This window comes from Citrobacter pasteurii, from assembly GCF_019047765.1.
Taxonomy (GTDB): domain Bacteria; phylum Pseudomonadota; class Gammaproteobacteria; order Enterobacterales; family Enterobacteriaceae; genus Citrobacter; species Citrobacter pasteurii.
Window position 1 is genome coordinate 4,463,254 of sequence record NZ_CP077262.1, and the last position, 18,626, is coordinate 4,481,879.

The window sequence follows — 18,626 nt, forward strand, 5'->3', positions numbered from 1 at the left end:
GGCACGGCGGATACCGTGCCCTGGAAGGTCGATTAGTGTTCGCGTGTTTTACGGAACTGAACGTCCGGGTAACGTTCCTGGGTGAGATTCAGGTTAACCATGGTCGGCGCGATATAGGTGAGGTTATCACCGCCATCCAGCGCCAACTGAATTTCGTTTTTACGCTTAAATTCTTCGAATTTTTTCACGTCAGAACACTCTACCCAGCGCGCAGTCGCCACGTTGACCGACTCGTAGATCGCTTCGACGTTGTATTCGCTCTTCAGACGAGAAACCACCACGTCGAACTGCAGCACACCGACGGCACCTACAATCAGATCGTTGTTGGCAATCGGACGGAAGACCTGCACTGCGCCCTCTTCTGACAGCTGAACCAGCCCTTTCAGCAACTGCTTCTGCTTCAACGGATCTTTCAGACGGATACGGCGGAACAGTTCCGGTGCAAAGTTCGGAATACCGGTGAACTTCATCATTTCACCCTGAGTAAAGGTATCGCCGATCTGGATCGTGCCGTGGTTATGCAAACCAAGAATATCGCCAGGATACGCTTCTTCCACATGAGAACGGTCACCGGCCATAAAGGTCAGCGCATCGGAGATCACCACGTCTTTACCAATGCGCACCTGGCGCATTTTCATGCCTTTCTCATACTTGCCGGACACCACACGCATGAACGCCACGCGGTCACGGTGTTTCGGGTCCATGTTAGCCTGAATTTTAAACACGAATCCGGTGAACTTCTCTTCAGAGGCTTCCACAACGCGGGTGTCGGTTTTACGCGGCATCGGCGCAGGCGCCCACTCCACTAAGCCATCCAGCATATGATCAACGCCGAAGTTACCCAGCGCAGTACCAAAGAAGACCGGAGTGATTTCGCCCGCGAGGAACAGCTCATGGTCGAACTCATTGGACGCGCCCTGCACCAGTTCCAGCTCGTCGCGCAGCTGCTGCGCCAGGTCTTCACCCACGGCAGTATCAAGTTCCGGGTTGTTCAAACCTTTAACAATGCGAACTTCCTGAATGGTGTGGCCTTTACCTGTCTGATACAGGTAAGTTTCGTCTTTATAAAGGTGATAGACGCCCTTGAACAACTTCCCGCAGCCAATCGGCCAGGTGATCGGCGCACAGCCGATTTTCAGTTCGTTCTCGACTTCATCCAGCAGCTCCATCGGGTCGCGGATGTCACGGTCGAGTTTGTTCATAAAGGTCAGGATCGGCGTATCGCGCAGACGGGTAACTTCCATCAGCTTACGGGTTCTGTCCTCAACGCCTTTCGCGGCATCAATGACCATCAGACAGCAGTCCACCGCCGTCAGGGTACGATAGGTATCTTCGGAGAAGTCTTCGTGCCCCGGGGTGTCCAGCAGGTTCACCAGGCAGTCATGATACGGGAACTGCATCACGGAGGTGGTAATGGAGATCCCACGCTGCTTTTCCATTTCCATCCAGTCAGACTTCGCATGCTGGCTGGAGCCACGGCCTTTTACCGTGCCGGCGGTCTGAATCGCCTGTCCGAATAACAGTACCTTTTCAGTAATTGTCGTTTTACCGGCATCCGGGTGAGAAATAATGGCAAAAGTGCGGCGTTTGGCCACCTCTTGCAAATAAGGAGACAACGTCATAGTCAAATCTTCTTAGGTAAGCACGGCAACGGGCCGTGCAAGTTGAATACGAAAAATTGCGGCTATTTTACCCATCAACGGGGGGGAGGCAATCAGTGTTTACACAGGAGCTGCTCCAGTTCGCTTAATGACGTGACCGTCCAGGTCGGCTGAATGCCCGCAGGCTGCTCGCGATGATGCGTATTGAGCCAGCAGGTGGAGAGCCCGGCGTTAATGCCGCCAAGGATATCGGACTCTGCGGTGTCGCCCACCATCAGCACGCGGGAACGGTCAGGATTGCCCGCCTGCTCCAGCGCATGGTCAAAAATGCGGGAGTCAGGTTTTGCCACGCCAACCTGCTCAGAAATCACCAGCAGATCGAAATAATCGCGCAGTCCCGTCCGTTCAAGGCGGATTTGCTGCAACGCCGTGAAGCCGTTAGTAATAATGCCGATTTTCGCTTTATCACGAATCGCATTGAGCAGCGAAACCGCCCCTGGCAACGGCGAGCAGATCTCCGCCATTGCATTAATAAATGCATCGTTTAGCTGACCTGGCTCGACCTTCAGGCGCTCAGCCCAGCTCTGGAAACGGGCGTGCTGCAGCTGTAATGAGGTAATCGCACCGTTTTGATAATCCACCCACAGCGGTTTATTCACGGCCTGGTAGTCCTGAAAATCTTCAGCGGTAAAGGTAATGCTATAGTCGAGAAACATCCGCTGTAAGCCAGTAAACGAGTCAAACGTAAACAGCGTTTCGTCGGCATCAAAGAAAATCCAGTCCCACTTCATCATCATTACACCTTGTCTTACATACTGATTGGCAATGCCATTATGATGGCATCTTCGTGACCATCGGCTGTCGGATAGTAATTGCGCCGAATCGTCGCCTCGTTAAAGCCAAGGCTTTCATACAATGCGATTGCCGCAGCATTCGAGGCGCGAACCTCAAGCCACAGCGTCAAAATTCCACGTTTTTCCAGCTCATCGATCAAATACTCCAACAGCTCACGCCCCAGGCCCCGGCGCTGAAAGTCAGGATCGACGGCAATATTGAACAGCGTAGCTTCATCCAGCACGACCTGCGTAATCGCAAAGGCCGCCATCACGTCATCAACCCTCAACTGAAAATTGAGGTAACGATCGCCCTGGTTGCTGGCAAAGGTTTTTTCACTCCACGGGAAAGCGTGGGCGCGTTTTTCAATCTGAAATGCTGCAGGTAAATCAGTCGGTTCGAGGGAAGAAATCGTGTTCATATGCGCAGATTTGTTGCCATAACGCGGCGCGGGCCGCGGGGTTTTCCCGTAATTCATTAAACGCAGGACTCGCGACCTGAGCGCCCTCCAGCAGCAGCGGCTCTTCGGTTCCCAGCCGCCAGCTATTACAGCGGCTGCCCTGCGGCAGCATGGCGACACGGTCAGGCGTCAGTTGTAAAACCTGATCCGGGCTGACGGTTAATGCGCGTAAAATATCGCTCATCAATGGTTCGGTTAGCGCGGGTAACTGTGCAGCAACCATCACCAAACGGACATGCGCAGGAATGGAAATCGCGATTTCGCCCTGCAGTGCGCCAGGACGACGCAACGACCACTGCGTAATGCCCAGTTGCTGTAACTGCCAGTCTCGTCGGGATGTCATAGCGAAACGCTCCTGTAATCAGGGGCGCAAATATAGCAAATTTGTCGAATCCGTGCCATCAAACAACTATAATCCCCCGCTGTACAATTTAAGGAGCACTCCATGTCTGCTTTTACCCCGGCAAGTGAAGTCTTGCTGCGCCACAGTGATGATTTCGAACAAAGCCGTATTCTGTTTGCCGGTGATTTGCAGGATGACCTGCCTGCCCATTTTGAAAGCGCCGCCAGCCGTGCGCACACTCAGCAACTTCACCACTGGCAGGTGCTTAACCGCCAGATGGGCGACAACGTCCGCTTCAGCCTCGTCGCTCAAGCCGATGACGTCGGCGATAGCGATACGCTGATTTACTACTGGCCGAAGAATAAACCTGAAGCCCAGTTCCAGTTGATGAACCTTCTTTCGCTGTTGCCGGTGGGTACCGATATTTTTGTTGTTGGTGAGAACCGCAGCGGCGTACGTAGCGCAGAGCAGATGCTGGCCGAATACGCACCGCTGAACAAAGTCGACAGCGCACGCCGCTGTGGCCTGTACCACGGTCGTCTGGAAAAGCAGCCGGTTTTTGATGCTGAAAAATACTGGGACGAATACCAGACCGACAATCTGACCATCAAAACGCTGCCGGGCGTATTCAGCCGTGACGGCCTGGATGTTGGTAGCCAACTGCTGCTCTCTACGCTGACGCCGCACACCAAAGGCAAAGTTCTGGATGTCGGTTGTGGCGCAGGGGTTCTCTCCGTCGCGCTTGCCAGCCACTCGCCAAAAGTGCGCTTAACCCTGTGCGATGTTAGCGCAGCCGCTGTTGAAGCCAGCCGCGCAACGCTTGCCGCCAACGGTATTGAAGGTGACGTCATCGCCAGTAACGTCTTTTCTGACGTGACGGGTCGCTTTGATATGATCATCTCCAACCCGCCGTTCCACGATGGCATGCAGACTAGCCTGGATGCCGCGCAAACGCTGATTCGCGGCGCAGTGCGTCACCTTAACAGCGGTGGCGAACTGCGTATTGTAGCCAACGCCTTCCTGCCTTATCCGAAAGTACTGGATGAAGTGTTTGGCTTCCACGAAGTTATCGCGCAGACCGGGCGCTTCAAGGTCTATCGCACCGTCATGACGCGTCAGGCGAAAAAAGCGTAATTGTCTCGCAGTGAACGGCCATTCACATGGCCGTTTTTGCATCAATCGGCCCGGCCTGTACAATTAACTATTGACGAAAAGTTGAAAACAACTAGAATGCGCCTCCGTGGTAACGATACTTTTTGAGTGTCGATGGTATGCGAAGGTGGCGGAATTGGTAGACGCGCTAGCTTCAGGTGTTAGTGTCCTTTCGGACGTGGGGGTTCAAGTCCCCCCCCTCGCACCATAATCCACGTTGATATTGCTCGCACTGGGCGAAGGTGGCGGAATTGGTAGACGCGCTAGCTTCAGGTGTTAGTGTCCTCAGGATGTGGGGGTTCGAGTCCCCCCCCTCGCACCAACGAGGCGATATCAAAAAAATAAGATGACTGTGCGAAGGTGGCGGAATTGGTAGACGCGCTAGCTTCAGGTGTTAGTGTCCTTAGGATGTGGGGGTTCGAGTCCCCCCCCTCGCACCAATTATCTTATTTCCCTCTCGATTTTCTTCCCTGTTTTGCTCATCCCTGATTCCAGTTCATCATCACCAGAACAATGCCGCCGATCAGCGCCGCGCATGAAGGTAATAAAACAAAGTGCCGTAAACGCTTGTGGTATAACATGAGTGAAGTCAGTAGTAATCCTAATACAATCATCGCCTTCCATGCGTCGAGTGACAGGTCAGTAAATGCCAGCCCGGCAATAAGTATTCCCGGCAGCAGAACTCCCCATCCACTGCCCAGCGTACGTTGCAACATGGTACCACCTATGACATTGATAATGATAACCAATATCATATGATAAATTTTCTCATTTGTCAGCCGTGAGGCACTATCAATTATATGAGTTTTACTTAACGATTGATGACATAAATAGTTTAAGGTGATAAATTGCTCGCCGGTTAGCTTTTCATCAAAAAACAATAATGACCAGAACGAATGATTTTTCGCTCATCATTTTTCCTTACAAACACACCTTCGTATATTGCAGATAAATAATAATATTTACCTATGACAGTACAATCCTGGCGAACTCTGCGCACTAAGAAATATCAACTCTCTTTACGTCTGTTTCTGCTTCTCAATGCAGTCTCCGCGCTGTTTACGCTTGTTTTCCCACTTTTTGCCGTCAAATCCGTATCTGTCCCGGCGTTGCTCATCCTGGCCGCCAGTACATTGCTGTTTGTATGGCATGGAAAATATGCGAATAAAAGAATTAATCTTCCTTTTATTTCAATCATTTTCGGCTTGTTGTGGGCAGCTCATATTGTGTTGAAATTCACAACACTGGGTAATAATGATTATTATTTTCTGTTAATTGCACTTCTCAGCGTGCTGTTTATTGGCTCTATCGCTTTTGCCAACAATATCATCGCCTTTACGCTACATTCGTTACCCTCAGTCGTCGTCTGTTTATGGCTTAACGGTAGCGAGCATGGTCTGCGAATTTTCTATTTTATGGCGCTGCCCATGGCCGGTATTGCCATTCAACACGTGATCCAAAAGCGCTACGACGGCTTCGCCCAACAGCTGATGTACAAACTGCTGGAAGAACGGGAAACCCTGAACGGCCTCAGTATGCTCGATCCGCTGACGGGGCTGTATAACCGTCGAGGGCTGCAACACCGGCTCGATACGTTACTGGCACTGAGCAACGCGAAGCATTACGTCTTATTGCTGGATATCGATCATTTCAAAGCCTATAACGACCATTACGGACACATGATGGGCGATCAGGCGCTGATTCGCGTTTCTGCCGCGATTCGTGATTCCGTACGCTCCCGGGATGTGGTCGCACGTTTTGGTGGCGAAGAATTTATGGTGTTACTGACCGCCGTCGATCCACAACAGGCGCAGGCCGCAGCCGAGCGCATCCGCCAGAAAGTATACGACCTTAAGATTCCTCATATGTTTAATGAGAGCGTAGCAACCAATGTGACGGTCAGCATCGGTATTGCGCCTTTAGTGGAACAGGATATTGACTCCGCTATTACCAGGGCAGACAAAGCGCTTTATGAGGCCAAGAATATGGGTCGAAACAACACCCTGGTCAGCGATGAGCTGCGGATAAACTACACCTCTTCCTGAGTTTTCCGTGCAGAACTGCCCGGTATTGCAACAAAGATCTTGCCATCGTTTGCCCTCGCTTATAGGATTAGCAATCATTATCATTTAGATTAACATCCTTATATCAACATGGCCTATCGTTCCGCACCGATCGTTGAAGATGTCATCTGGCGTAGTCATCTCCCTGCAAAGATGCCCTCGCTGGCGGCTTCCGTGCGTGCAACGATAGCCAAAACCCGTGAACACCTGCTGGACTTCATTCGTCTGGACGAAACGCCTGTGCCTGGTGCAATGACGTTGCATGAATGGACGCAACCGACGACACTAAGTTCATTGCTGGCTGTTTATTCAGACCATATTTATCGCAATCAGCCCACGCTGCCACGCGAAAATAAGCCGCTGATTTCTCTCTGGGCGCAGTGGTATATCGGTCTGATGATGCCTCCGCTGATGGTGGCCCTACTGACGCAAAAAGAGGCCATCGACGTCTCTCCTGAACACATGCACGTAGAATTCCACGAAACGGGTCGCGCAGCCTGCTTCTGGATCGACGTGCATCAGGATCAGCAGGCCACAGCCCTGTCTCCTCAACAACGTATGGAAACACTGATTCTCTCAGCTCTGACGCCGGTTGTGCAGGCGCTGGAAGCGACAGGCGAGATCAACGCGAAGCTTATCTGGAGCAACACGGGGTACTTAATTCACTGGTACTTAACGGAAATGAAGCCGCTGTTAGGTGAAGAATTGCTGAACACGCTGCGCCAGACCTGCTTTTTTGAAAAACAACTCTCCTGCGGCCAGGATAACCCTCTGTGGCGTACCGTTGTTCCACGCGAGGGACTGTTAGTACGCAGAACCTGCTGCCAGCGCTATCGTCTGCCCGATGTTCAGCAATGCGGCGACTGCACGCTGAAGTAAGCGAGGAGTCGTAACCCCCCCGCCAACACTTTATGCAACCTGCTGATTTTCCTCTTCTATACGCTGTGCTTCTTCGTTTTCCTGCGCTAATAGCTGCTTTTCGTAAACCTTAAAGAACGGGAAGTAGATAACAGCCGACACCAGCGCCAGCAGAACCACCAGGATCGCCGCGCGATAATCCCAACCTAACGCCCATGCGGCGCCAACGGGTGCCGGTGCGGTCCAGGGAACCACTGAAATCACCCGCCCAATTAGATCCAGTTTCATCGCAGCCCAGGCCAGCACCGCGTTCACCATTGGGGCCAGCAGGAAGGGAATAAAGAACACCGGATTCATGACAATCGGCGTACCGAAAATCACCGGCTCGTTAATGTTGAAAATGCTGGGGACCACGCTCAAACGCCCAATCGATCGTAGATGGGCCGAGCGGCTACGCAGGTAGCAAATCACCAGCCCCATCGTCGCCCCCGATCCCCCCACGACGATGAAGAACGTCCAGAATGCTTCCATAAAGATATGCGGCAAAGGCGCGCCCTGCGCCAGCGCCGACTGGTTCATGCCGAGGTTGGTCAGCCAGAACATTTGCAGCATTCCCGACACAATCGCCGCACCGTGAATACCGGCAAACCACAGCAGATGGCCGATCAGTACTGCCAACAGTATCGCCGGCAGAGAATCCGCAGCGGACACCAGTGGTTTAAAGATGGCCATGATGGCCTGCGGGATTAGCATATCAAACTGGGACTGTATGACCAGGCTCAGCGGGTACAGCGTCAGCACCACCACCAGCACCGGGATCAGCAGATCGAAGGAGTTTTTGATCATTGGCGGCACTTGATCAGGTAAGCGGATCCCGATGTTGTGCGCCTTCAGGAAGCGCATCATTTCAACGCAATAAATCGCCACGAGGATGGCGGTGAAGATCCCCGTCCCTCCCAGGCTATCAACCGGCATCGTACCTTTGGTTTTCGGTGCGGCAATCAGCAAAAACGCCATGATGGAAAGCATCGCGCACATAAATGGATCCACCTGATGCGACTTCACATAGTGTTTACCCAGGTTATAAGCAATGGCGGCACAGATGTAGACCGACATGATCCCCATCGTCATATCAAACGGTGTGAGTATCTGGCCTTCGAACTGTTTTGCCAGATCCAGCCACGTACGGGCGAATCCCCAGGTGGTATCCGGAGAAAAAGGCGGGTAGGCAAAAACCAGCAGAAACGAGCCTACAATCATAAAAGGCATCGCCGAGATAAAACCATCACGAATTGCCATGACATGACGCTGTGAAGAAATACGCCCGGCCACGGGGCTGACGTAATTTTCAACAAAGCGGAAAATCGCATTAAATACAGCATGGTTAGTAGACATAGCTGTTCTCCCGTTGTGCGAAACCCTGCAACCGTGCTGGTATCAACACCACCACGTAAAACCCATTCCAACTATTCACAACCATGCCGGGAGAAAAACCAGCCTTACCGCTTTTTGAGTTAAGTTTCATAGATGGCTCTTATTATGTGATACAGAGGAAGTGACAACATCAGTATTAATCGCCATTTCAGCATTCTGCAACCGGTTACTGTAACCGGTTTCTTTGATTGTGAAGGTGATCGAAAAACTGCCAATGTTGCTGTGTTGTTACAATAAAATATTTACAGTAACGCTGCCCCTATGACAAATTACGCCAGGCGGTTTTCTGCTATGCAGGACTGCGGATAAGCGAGAGGGAGAGAAGAATGAGTTTACAATCAGTACGGCAGTTTTTAGCACAACATGCGCCAGATATTGAAATCATCGAATTAGATCAAAGCACCGCCACCGTCGATCTGGCAGCCAGGGCCCATAACGTCGAACCAGGGCAGATAGCAAAAACGCTGTCACTAAAGGTGAAAAACGACATTATCCTGGTCGTCGCCAGAGGCGATGCTCGCCTCGATAATAAAAAACTGAAAAATACGTTTGGCGCCAAAGCACGCATGCTGAGTAGCGATGAAGTGATCAACGCAACAGGTCATCCCGTAGGAGGCGTATGTCCTTTCGGGTTGGAGACACCTATATCGGTGTACTGTGATGTCTCGTTGAAACACTATACTGAAGTGCTCCCTGCGGCTGGAGCTACTCACAGCGCAGTTCGCATTGCGCCAGAGAGAATTGCAGAACTGACTGCGGCAACCTGGGTTGATGTGTGCCAGTGATCGATTTACCTTTCCATACCAATGACTACGCCGATACGCATCTTTTCAAGCACGCCATAACGGGGCAGTACGACGAAAAGATGACGGTTCTGCAGAGCGTACATGTAGCAGGATATCGGCAGCATCCAGTAATCCGGCATCTGAACTAACGCCCAGTTTGGACATCACATTAAATTTATGCGCGCGAATCGTTTTAATGTTTCGCTCAAGCTCAATCGCGATCTGCAGCATCGAATAACCATTCGACATATAGCGCAGAATTTCGCGCTCGGTTGGGCTAAGCATACGGCATTGATTGATATACCAGAGTTTCTTCGTGTCTTCTGTTTCCCCTCTGGCGCAATCCAGCACTGCAAATAATTCTTCCTGTAACACACTCAGCGTGGATGCTTTGCTAATCACGGCATCCAGTGGTGACGGTGACAGCGAGCCAATTAGCCGCGCCTCGCCATCATCATCGGCAATGACCACCCGCTTGATGCGAGGGTTTTTCACCGCCAGCTCCGTCATGTAAGCCAATCCGGTGCGGCGATCGGTTCTTTTCGCGGAAAGTGAAAAAATAACCGCGGAAAATGACGTCTGTGACATAGCCTGGCTTAAGGCTGGCAGTCCTGAAAAGAGATGAAGTTGGTATTGGTTGTTCGGTCTGGCATTAAATAAATTATAAATACCCACACTGCTCATTACACACTTTTCTACCAGTGCGACATTTCTTTTGATACTTCTGTCTTCCATTCCGTGGTCGCTCCATAAACTGAAGGTAGATTCAATTCTCGTGCTCCTTGAGAACTATTTATCCAGGCATACATCTCCGCATTGCTGTGTATTGACAGACGACGCATCGCACTATTTTTTTGAGCGCTGATTGTCTTATTACTTTTTTTAAGTAATGTGGCAATCTGATTAATCCCCCAGCCCTTTCCCAGAAGCCGTAGCACTTTCCGTTCAGATAGCGTCAGAATAATTGAGTGTACGCTATGATTCTGTCTTTCTGGTGCTATTACCGGAGAGAGCAATACCGGGCTAATTCTGTCGGCATAAACATTCCCTGCATCAATAACATTTACTAAACTATCGATCGGTTCGGCATCAGATAGCAGCGTACTGATTGGGCACATCAGCAGCTCAACGGCCACAGGATAATAATTTCGAGAAACGAGAAAGACCCAGTGAATATCACGGTATTGATGTAACAAAGAATAATATTGTTCGCAGATCGCACGCGGATGACTGCAGTCTCCGGTTAAATCAGCGATAACCAGATCTGAACGTCGCAGTTGCATCAATGTCAGTTCTTCTACGGCGCGGCAGTAGGTCAGTTTGTAATCGGAGAAATGCGCTTGCATTACCCCTTTAAGCCCAATTTGTATGATAGGTAATTTACTAATAATAATTGCGTTCTTGCAGCGTCCTGGCAACATAACTCCTCCATATTCACATGTCTTAAATCTTGTGCGCGCAAGTATCACCTACAATCAAATAAAATAATTAATAAATAGGCATGCGTTAAACAATAGACAGGATGAATTATTTATCCTTATTCTAAATAGAAAATGGCGATGCTACGTTCCCAATAGCATCACACTATAAATCTATCATGTCATAATCACGCACATGTACATTCATTGTACAATTAAAATAACTACATTAAATTATTAGCATTCCTTACGTAATTACTGTTCATCTCGAAAAATTTAGCCCTGATTCAAGAGGGACTCCCACGATACGATTTCCTACAACCACCAAGTGACCTGTTTCTTTTTTCAACACAAAGATTGATCTTAGCCAGAGCCAACGGACTCACGCTTCATGATAAAAAGAAGATATTATTCATTAAGAGAGCATCTTTTAGTCAGAGCGAGCTATGCAAACAGAGCAGTCGTCACAAAGAACGGTTACACGGTTATGTATACAATGCGGACTTTTTTTACTGCAACATGGCGCAGAAAGCGCGTTGGTCGATGAACTCGCCACCCGCCTGGGTCTGGCGCTTGGGATGGACAGTGTAGAAAGTGCCATATCATCCAATGCCATCGTCCTGACGACGATCAAAGACGGACAATGCCTGACATCGACCCGAAAAAATCAGGATCGTGGCATCAACATGCATGTTGTGACGGAAGTGCAACACATCGTTATTTTGGCAGAGCATAATCTGCTGGATGAAAAAGGGGTAGAGAAACGGTTTAACCAAATCAAACCGCTGCGCTATCCCAGATGGCTGGTTGCTTTCATGGTAGGATTGTCCTGCGCCTGCTTTTGTAAACTCAATAACGGCGGCTGGGATGGCGCGATGATCACCTTTTTCGCCAGCATGATCGCCATGTATATCCGCCAGATTCTGGCGTCCCGGCATTTGCATCCACAAATCAACTTTTGTATTACCGCTTTTGTCGCGACCACCATATCCGGCCTGCTGCTTACGCTACCGACGTTTAATCACACGCCTACCGTAGCCATGGCCGCCAGCGTGCTGTTATTGGTCCCCGGTTTTCCGTTAATCAATTCGGTTGCGGATATGTTTAAAGGGCACATTAACACCGGCCTCGCTCGCTGGGCGATTGCCAGTCTGCTTACGCTGGCAACCTGCATTGGCGTGGTGATGTCTATGACCTTATGGGGGCTTCGCGGATGGGCGTAATCGATTTTATTTTTGCACTCATACAGGACATGCTCCTTTCTGCCATTCCGGCAGTAGGATTTGCCATGGTTTTTAATGTGCCACATCGGGCGCTTCCCTGGTGTGCGTTGTTGGGTGCCCTGGGACACGGTTCCCGAATGGTTATGATGACCGCTGGACTCAACATCGAATGGTCCACCTTTATGGCCTCGCTGCTGGTCGGCTGCATTGGGATCCAGTGGTCGCGCTGGTATCTGGCACACCCGAAAGTCTTCACCGTTGCGGCAGTGATCCCTATGTTTCCTGGGATCTCCGCCTACACTGCCATGATATCCGCCGTAAAGATCGGTCATTTCGGCTATAGCGAAGCGCTGATGATCACCCTGCTGACCAACTTCCTGAAAGCATCATCGATTGTGGGCGCACTCTCAATTGGGCTTTCCGTGCCAGGATTATGGCTGTATCGCAAACGTCCGCGCGTGTAACGAGTGAACCTGTTTACCCCTTCGCAGATGGGGGAACCTTCCCTCATCTGCTGCTCTCCTCTTTCTCTGTGTTACTATAAAAGCAGTCCCTTCTCGGTTGTTGTTCAGTATTGAGAAACATTATGTCCTGCAAAATTTTGACTCCGGACGTCATCAGTATTGACGCCTTATTACACGATCACAACGCGGTGCTGGCGAAGTCGACGGCTGGCGCAGTGGCTGTTTTTGCCAATAATGCGCCTGCTTTTTACGCAGTAACCCCAGCACGGCTGGCAGAGTTGCTGGCGCTTGAAGAGAAGCTGTCACGCCCGGGAAGCGATGTAACCTTAGATGCCCAATTCTATGAAGAGCCGCAAGTGGCACCGGTTGCCGTGCCAATGGGTAAATTTGCGATGTACGCTGACTGGCAGCCCGATGCTGACTTCCAGCGTCAGGCGGCGTTATGGGGAGTGGCGCTAAGAGAGCCCGTCACCGCTGAAGAACTGGCTTCATTTGTTGCCTACTGGCAAGCCGAAGGCAAAGTCTTTCACCATATCCAGTGGCAGCAAAAACTGGCACGCAGCATACAAATAGGCCGGGCCAGCAATGGCGGGATGCCCAAGCGCGATGTTAACAGTGTCAGCGAACCTGACAGCCATATTCCACCAGGTTTTAGGGGATAACGATGAAAAACGTTGGCGACCTGATGAAACGTTTGCAAAAAATGATGCCGCCCAATGTTGAGCCAGCCTTCAAAACAAGCGAGGAGCTGCTGGCGTGGCAAAAGGAGCAAGGTGAAATTCGTGCCGCTGCATTGGCGCGTGAAAATCGGGCCATGAAAATGCAAAGAACCTTCAACCGTTCCGGTATCCGTCCACTACACCAGAACTGCTCGTTCGAGAACTATCGCGTCGAGTGCGAAGGTCAGATGAACGCCCTGAGCAAAGCCCGCCAGTATGTTGAAGAGTTTGACGGCAACATCGCCAGTTTTATCTTCTCTGGCAAACCCGGCACAGGTAAAAACCATCTTGCCGCCGCCATCTGCAACGAACTGCTACTGCGCGGCAAGTCGGTATTGATTATTACCGTGGCCGATATCATGTCGGCGATGAAAGAAACGTTCAGCAATCGTGAGACCAGTGAAGAGCAACTGCTCAACGATCTCAGCAATGTGGATCTACTGGTGATCGACGAGATCGGCATGCAGACCGAATCCCGCTACGAAAAAGTGATCATCAACCAGATCGTCGATCGCCGTTCGTCTTCAAAACGCCCGACCGGTATGTTGACCAACAGCAATATGGATGAAATGAACAAACTGCTGGGTGAGCGGGTGATGGACCGTATGCGTCTGGGCAAGAGTCTGTGGGTGATCTTTAACTGGGAAAGCTACCGGAGTCGGGTCACCGGCAAAGAGTATTAGCGTATTGGGAACACTCCTAAGGCAGCCAGCGCTATACTGCGCTGAAAATGCATAACACGAGTTACACATAATGATGAAAACTACCAAACGTCTGCTGTGCTGCGCGGTTGTCGCCAGCACGCTCATCTCCACCAGCGTATTTGCCGCGTCCTGGCAAGATTCGCTCTCCAGCGCGGCCAGCGAACTGAGCAAACAAAGTTCCACCTCGCAGGGCAGCGCCTCAATTTCTTCCCTGACCAGCCTGCTGAACGGCAGCAATCAGTCTCTGACGTCCAGCAGCATGAATAACGCAGCAGGGATTCTGGAATACTGTGCAAAACAGAAACTGGCTTCGGTCACTGACGCGCAAAACGTCAAAAACCAGGTGCTGGATAAACTGGGTCTGAGCACGGCTGAACAGAAAAAAGATACCAACTATCTGGATGGTATTCAGGGAATGCTCAATACCAAAGATGGTCAGCAGCTTAACCTGAGCAACATTGGCAGCACCCCGCTGGCCGAGAAGGTCAAAACCAAGGCCTGCGATCTGGTATTAAAACAGGGAATAAACTTCATTTCCTGATGCAACAAATGCCGCGCCCGACCATTTCACCATTGGCGCGGCAGCAATCAATCCCACGAAGATATTTACCTACCAAATGCGGAGTAATTGCCCGCAAAACCCCGTATATCTAAACCAATTCTGAATAACAATCCCATTTAATGTCACTACAATTGCAGCAATATAACAACGCTATTACATTGTACTCTCAAAAAATGATTAGCCTGCCAGGCAATTGCCCGGTGTTACTGAGGATAGACCGTTGTCAGAATTGCTCTCCATTACTCTGTTTCTCGCTTCGGTACTGATTTATGCCTGGAAAGCGGGTCGCAACACCTGGTGGTTCGCCGCCACGTTAACGGTGCTGGGGATCTTTATTGTCTTAAACATCACGCTGTATGCCAGTGACTATTTCACGGGTGACGGCATCAACGATGCGGTTCTGTACACCCTGACCAGCAGCCTGACTGGCGCGGGTATCGGAAAATATATCCTGCCGGGCGTTGGGATAGCTCTGGCGCTGACGACCGTTTTTGTCACGCTGGGTTGGATACTGCGTCGCCGTCGCCATCATCCGCATCATGTCGGTTACAGTCTACTGGCCCTGCTGCTGGCGCTGGCTTCCGTTGATGCCAGCCCGGCGTTCCACCAGATAACTGAGCTGGTCAAATCCCAGTCACGCGATGGCGATCCCGATTTTGCGGCCTATTACAAAGAGCCATCAAAAACGATCCCCAATCCGAAGCTGAATCTGGTTTATATCTACGGTGAAAGTCTGGAGCGTACTTATTTTAACAACGACGCCTTCCCGGATCTGACCCCGGAACTCGGCGCGTTGCAAAACGAAGGTCTGGATTTCAGCAACACCATGCAGCTGCCGGGTACAGATTACACCATCGCCGGCATGGTCGCCTCACAGTGTGGCATTCCGCTGTTTGCGCCATTTGAAGGCAACGCCTCAGCATCGGTTTCCAGCTTCTTCCCCAACAACATCTGTCTGGGCGATATCCTGAAGAACTCCGGTTATCAGAACTATTTTGTGCAGGGTGCCAACCTGCGCTTTGCCGGGAAAGATGTATTCCTGAAATCTCACGGATTTGATTATCTGTACGGCGCTGAAGAGTTAAAGGGCGTCGTTGCAGACCCTGCTTATCGCAACGACTGGGGCTTTTATGATGACACCGTACTGGATGAAGCATGGAAAAAATTCGAAGAACTGTCACGTTCAGGGCAGCGTTTTTCACTGTTTACCCTGACCGTGGATACTCACCACCCGGACGGTTTCATCTCACGCAGTTGTAACCGTAAGCGTTATGATATTGACGGTAAAACCAACCAGTCGTTCAGCGCGGTCAGCTGCAGCCAGGAAAATATCGCCGAGTTTATTCATAAAATTAAAGCCTCACCGTGGTTTAAAGATACCGTGATCGTCGTCTCTTCCGATCATCTGGCAATGAACAACACCGCATGGAAGTATCTCAACAAGCAAGATCGTAACAACCTGTTCTTCGTACTACGCGGCGATCAGCCCCAGCAGGAGACGCTGGCGGTGAAACGTAATACCATGGATAACGGTGCTACTGTACTGGATATTCTGGGCGGCGATAACTTTATCGGCCTTGGACGCAGCAGCTTGTCCAGCGAATCAGTATCGGAAGTGTTCCTGAACATAAAAGAGAAAATGCTGGCGTGGAAGCCCAACATCATCCGTTTATGGAATTTCCCGAAAGAGATGAAAGCATTCACCATCGATCGGGACAAAGAGATGATCGCTTTCTCCGGCAGCCATTTCCGTCTGCCGCTGCTGCTCCGAGTGTCGGATCAACGCGTCGAACCGCTGCCGGAAAGTGAATATTCAGCCCCGCTGCGCTTCCAGCTGGCTGATTTTGCCCCGCGTGACAACTTTGTCTGGATAGACCGCTGTTACAAAATGGCGCAGCTGTGGGCGCCGGAGTTGGCGCTTTCTACCGACTGGTGCGTTTCACAGGGGCAACTGGGCGGGCAGCAGATCGTGCAGCTTGTCGATAAAGCCAACTGGAAAAGTAAAACCGTATTTAAAGACACGGTGATCGACATGGAGCGCTACAAAGGAAACATCGATTCGCTGAAAATTGTCGATAACAACATTCGCTACAAAGCCGACAGCTTCGTCTTCAACGTGGCGGGCGCACCGGAAGAGGTGAAACAGTTTAGCGGAATTTCACGCCCTGAATCCTGGGGACGCTGGTCCAATGCGCAGCTCAGCAAAGAGGTAACCATCGAATACAAGGCCCCGCTGCCGAAGAAATTCGATCTGGTCATCACCGCGAAAGCCTTCGGCGACAACGCAAATCGCCCTATTCCCGTGCGCGTTGGCAACGAGGAACAGATGCTGGTGTTAGGCCATGATGTCACCACCACCACCTTGCATTTTGATAATCCGGCGGACGCCGATACGCTGGTGATTGTCCCACCCGATCCGGTTGCCACCAACGAGGGCAATATTCTCGGCCACTCGCCGCGTAAGCTGGGGATCGGGATGGTTGAAATCAAAGTAGTGGCTGCTCAGGGATAAAAAAAACAGCGCCCAACACCACACCGGGCGCTGCATGGCAACCTTATTCCAGACTTTTCACCGCCTGACGCATACCCTGCACCAGAATCATCTCCAGGTTGGCCGTTACCTGCCCGGCAAGCCCGGGCAGCAACGTCAAATCGTCTCCCCAGTGCGCCGCATCGCCGAGCGCAGTGTCCACCAGTTCACGCAGCGTCAGATCGCTGCCGACTCGCGGCCACAGACTGGCATACAGGCTTATCCACTGCTCATCATCCTGTAGTGGGTAGCGTTCGCCCGCGCGTTCCCCGCGATAAAATGCCAACAATGCAGCAAGGGCAAACGTTAACCGTACGGGCCAGCGCCCATTTTGCTCACCCGCCAGCAGTTGCGGCAAAATTCGGGTGCGGAATTTGGTCATCCCGTTAAGCGCAATGGAAAGCAACTGGTGACGAATGTAGGGATTCTGAAAACGCCCGCTCACGGCGCCAGCAAATTCACGTAGCTCATCAGCCGGAAGATCCAGCACCGGGATAATTTCCTCGCCAATCGCCCGCTCGACAAAGTGGCGGACATCGGCATCCTGCATCGCCTCGCCGACGGTTTCCAGCCCGCACAGCCAGGCCACCGGCACCAGCGCCGTATGTGCGCCGTTAAGAATGGCCACCTTACGCTCTTTGTATGGCTTGATATCGCTCACCACGCGGATGTTCAGCGGGCACTGCGTTAACTTCAGTTCCTCTGCCAGCCACTGCGGCCCCTGAATCACAAACAGATAAAAATGCTCCGCAGTATCGAGAAACGCATCGTGATAGCCCAGCGTTTCCTCCAGCGTAGCGGCTTCCTCACGTGGGTAGCCGGTCACAATGCGGTCGACCAGCGTGGAACAGAAGGTATTGGCTGTTTCCACCCAATCGGCAAACGCCGGAGGAAGCTGCCAGGCCTGCGCATATTGCAACACCAGAGCTTTAAGCGCCTCACCGTTATAGTCGATAAGCTCGCACGGGATAATCACCCAGCCCTTATCTGCCGCGCCCTCAAAGTGATTAAAGCGTTCGAGCAGCAGGCGCGTCAGTTTGGCCGGAAAGCTCACCGGTGGCGTATCATCCACGCAGTCTGCCGGGTGATAGCTTATTCCGGCTTCGGTGGTATTCGAAAATACAAAACGGATATCCGCATTGTGCGCCAGCGCCAGATACGCGGCGAAGTCCTGATACGGATTGATCTCGTTATTGACCGAGCGGATCAGCCGCGCTTCGCTCACGGCATCACCCTGTTCGTTCAGGCCACGAATCAGCGTGGTATACAGCCCGTCCTGGGTATTCAGCGACGGCGGAAAATCGGTATTAATTGGCCGAACGATGGTCACGCCCGCGTTCAGATCGGTATGCTCGTTGAGGATATCCAGTTGCCAGTCGACAAACGCCCGCAGAAAGTTACCTTCTCCAAACTGGATCACGCGCGTTGGGTAGCTGGCCCCCGGAAAATCAAGTCGATTCAATGTGTTCATCGCAT

Annotated in this window: 19 protein-coding genes and 3 tRNA genes; 13 read left to right on the forward strand and 9 right to left on the reverse strand. The window is 51.4% G+C overall.

What is annotated here, in order from left to right; translation table 11 throughout:
• Positions 1–32 precede the first annotated feature (32 nt).
• From prfC to holD, 4 genes are all read right to left on the reverse strand, one after another.
• Positions 33–1,622 (reverse strand): peptide chain release factor 3, encoded by a 1,590-nt coding sequence (prfC, locus tag I6L54_RS21535; protein WP_005123889.1) that lies wholly within the window; start codon positions 1,620–1,622, stop codon positions 33–35.
• A 92-nt stretch (positions 1,623–1,714) separates the two neighbouring features.
• On the reverse strand, positions 1,715–2,392 hold the full coding sequence (gene yjjG / locus I6L54_RS21540) for a pyrimidine 5'-nucleotidase (protein ID WP_005123888.1): 678 nt from the start codon (positions 2,390–2,392) through the stop codon (positions 1,715–1,717).
• A gap of 17 nt (positions 2,393–2,409) precedes the next feature.
• Positions 2,410–2,856 carry a ribosomal protein S18-alanine N-acetyltransferase gene (rimI, locus tag I6L54_RS21545; protein WP_005123887.1) on the reverse strand — a complete coding sequence of 149 codons (447 nt, stop codon included), beginning with the start codon at positions 2,854–2,856 and terminating at the stop codon, positions 2,410–2,412.
• A complete protein-coding gene (gene holD, locus I6L54_RS21550; RefSeq protein WP_005123886.1) occupies positions 2,825–3,238 on the reverse strand; it encodes a DNA polymerase III subunit psi in 414 nt (137 codons plus the stop codon). Before holD ends, rimI begins: the two co-directional genes overlap by 32 nt.
• Before the next feature lie 102 nt (positions 3,239–3,340).
• On the opposite strand from holD, the gene rsmC reads away from it, so the two are divergent.
• The 4 genes from rsmC to I6L54_RS21570 all read left to right on the forward strand — a co-directional run bounded on the left by rsmC (position 3,341) and on the right by I6L54_RS21570 (position 4,830).
• A complete protein-coding gene (gene rsmC / locus I6L54_RS21555) occupies positions 3,341–4,372 on the forward strand; it encodes a 16S rRNA (guanine(1207)-N(2))-methyltransferase RsmC (RefSeq protein WP_040230218.1) in 1,032 nt (343 codons plus the stop codon).
• Between the two features lie 139 nt (positions 4,373–4,511).
• Positions 4,512–4,598, forward strand: a tRNA-Leu gene (locus tag I6L54_RS21560).
• A gap of 28 nt (positions 4,599–4,626) precedes the next feature.
• A tRNA-Leu gene (locus I6L54_RS21565) sits at positions 4,627–4,712 on the forward strand.
• Between the two features lie 32 nt (positions 4,713–4,744).
• Positions 4,745–4,830, forward strand: a tRNA-Leu gene (locus I6L54_RS21570).
• 39 nt (positions 4,831–4,869) lie between these two features.
• Here I6L54_RS21570 and I6L54_RS21575 read toward each other — a convergent pair.
• Positions 4,870–5,106 carry a DUF1435 domain-containing protein gene (locus I6L54_RS21575; protein ID WP_082031706.1) on the reverse strand — a complete coding sequence of 79 codons (237 nt, stop codon included), beginning with the start codon at positions 5,104–5,106 and terminating at the stop codon, positions 4,870–4,872.
• Between the two features lie 252 nt (positions 5,107–5,358).
• On the opposite strand from I6L54_RS21575, the gene I6L54_RS21580 reads away from it, so the two are divergent.
• A complete protein-coding gene (locus tag I6L54_RS21580) occupies positions 5,359–6,435 on the forward strand; it encodes a GGDEF domain-containing protein (RefSeq protein ID WP_005134665.1) in 1,077 nt (358 codons plus the stop codon).
• 108 nt (positions 6,436–6,543) lie between these two features.
• Positions 6,544–7,332: a siderophore-iron reductase FhuF gene (gene fhuF, locus I6L54_RS21585; protein ID WP_005134664.1), complete on the forward strand. Its 789-nt coding sequence runs from the start codon at positions 6,544–6,546 to the stop codon at positions 7,330–7,332.
• Between the two features lie 30 nt (positions 7,333–7,362).
• On the opposite strand, the gene I6L54_RS21590 is transcribed toward fhuF, so the two are convergent.
• Positions 7,363–8,706, reverse strand: coding sequence for a PTS sugar transporter subunit IIC (locus I6L54_RS21590; RefSeq protein WP_040230220.1), 1,344 nt, complete (start codon positions 8,704–8,706; stop codon positions 7,363–7,365).
• 365 nt (positions 8,707–9,071) lie between these two features.
• Here I6L54_RS21590 and I6L54_RS21595 point away from each other — a divergent pair, with 365 nt between their 5' ends.
• Positions 9,072–9,530 (forward strand): YbaK/EbsC family protein, encoded by a 459-nt coding sequence (locus I6L54_RS21595; protein ID WP_005134662.1) that lies wholly within the window; start codon positions 9,072–9,074, stop codon positions 9,528–9,530.
• 45 nt (positions 9,531–9,575) lie between these two features.
• Here I6L54_RS21595 and bglJ read toward each other — a convergent pair whose 3' ends face one another.
• Positions 9,576–10,265: a DNA-binding transcriptional activator BglJ gene (bglJ, locus tag I6L54_RS21600; RefSeq protein WP_040230221.1), complete on the reverse strand. Its 690-nt coding sequence runs from the start codon at positions 10,263–10,265 to the stop codon at positions 9,576–9,578.
• On the reverse strand, positions 10,226–10,951 hold the full coding sequence (locus I6L54_RS21605; protein ID WP_040230222.1) for a helix-turn-helix transcriptional regulator: 726 nt from the start codon (positions 10,949–10,951) through the stop codon (positions 10,226–10,228). Before I6L54_RS21605 ends, bglJ begins: the two co-directional genes overlap by 40 nt.
• A 443-nt stretch (positions 10,952–11,394) precedes the next feature.
• Here I6L54_RS21605 and I6L54_RS21610 point away from each other — a divergent pair, with 443 nt between their 5' ends.
• From I6L54_RS21610 to opgB, 6 genes are all read left to right on the forward strand, one after another.
• The gene (locus I6L54_RS21610; RefSeq protein WP_040230223.1) at positions 11,395–12,171 is read left to right on the forward strand and encodes a threonine/serine exporter family protein; all 777 of its coding nucleotides are present in this window, start codon (positions 11,395–11,397) and stop codon (positions 12,169–12,171) included.
• Positions 12,162–12,635 carry a threonine/serine exporter gene (locus tag I6L54_RS21615; protein WP_040230225.1) on the forward strand — a complete coding sequence of 158 codons (474 nt, stop codon included), beginning with the start codon at positions 12,162–12,164 and terminating at the stop codon, positions 12,633–12,635. Before I6L54_RS21610 ends, I6L54_RS21615 begins: the two co-directional genes overlap by 10 nt.
• Positions 12,636–12,757: 122 nt before the next feature.
• Positions 12,758–13,297, forward strand: a complete 540-nt coding sequence (dnaT, locus tag I6L54_RS21620; RefSeq protein ID WP_040230226.1) for a primosomal protein DnaT — start codon at positions 12,758–12,760, stop codon at positions 13,295–13,297.
• A gap of 2 nt (positions 13,298–13,299) precedes the next feature.
• Complete coding sequence (gene dnaC / locus I6L54_RS21625; protein WP_040230227.1) at positions 13,300–14,037, forward strand: replicative helicase loader DnaC; 738 nt, start codon at positions 13,300–13,302, stop codon at positions 14,035–14,037.
• Between the two features lie 70 nt (positions 14,038–14,107).
• Positions 14,108–14,599 carry a YjjA family protein gene (locus tag I6L54_RS21630; protein ID WP_040230228.1) on the forward strand — a complete coding sequence of 164 codons (492 nt, stop codon included), beginning with the start codon at positions 14,108–14,110 and terminating at the stop codon, positions 14,597–14,599.
• A gap of 241 nt (positions 14,600–14,840) precedes the next feature.
• Positions 14,841–17,132: a phosphatidylglycerol--membrane-oligosaccharide glycerophosphotransferase gene (gene opgB / locus I6L54_RS21635; RefSeq protein ID WP_040230229.1), complete on the forward strand. Its 2,292-nt coding sequence runs from the start codon at positions 14,841–14,843 to the stop codon at positions 17,130–17,132.
• A 43-nt stretch (positions 17,133–17,175) separates the two neighbouring features.
• Here the strand turns inward: opgB and I6L54_RS21640 are convergent, their stop codons facing one another.
• Positions 17,176–18,621, reverse strand: a complete 1,446-nt coding sequence (locus I6L54_RS21640; RefSeq protein ID WP_040230230.1) for a tagaturonate reductase — start codon at positions 18,619–18,621, stop codon at positions 17,176–17,178.
• Between the last annotated feature and the right edge of the window lie 5 nt (positions 18,622–18,626).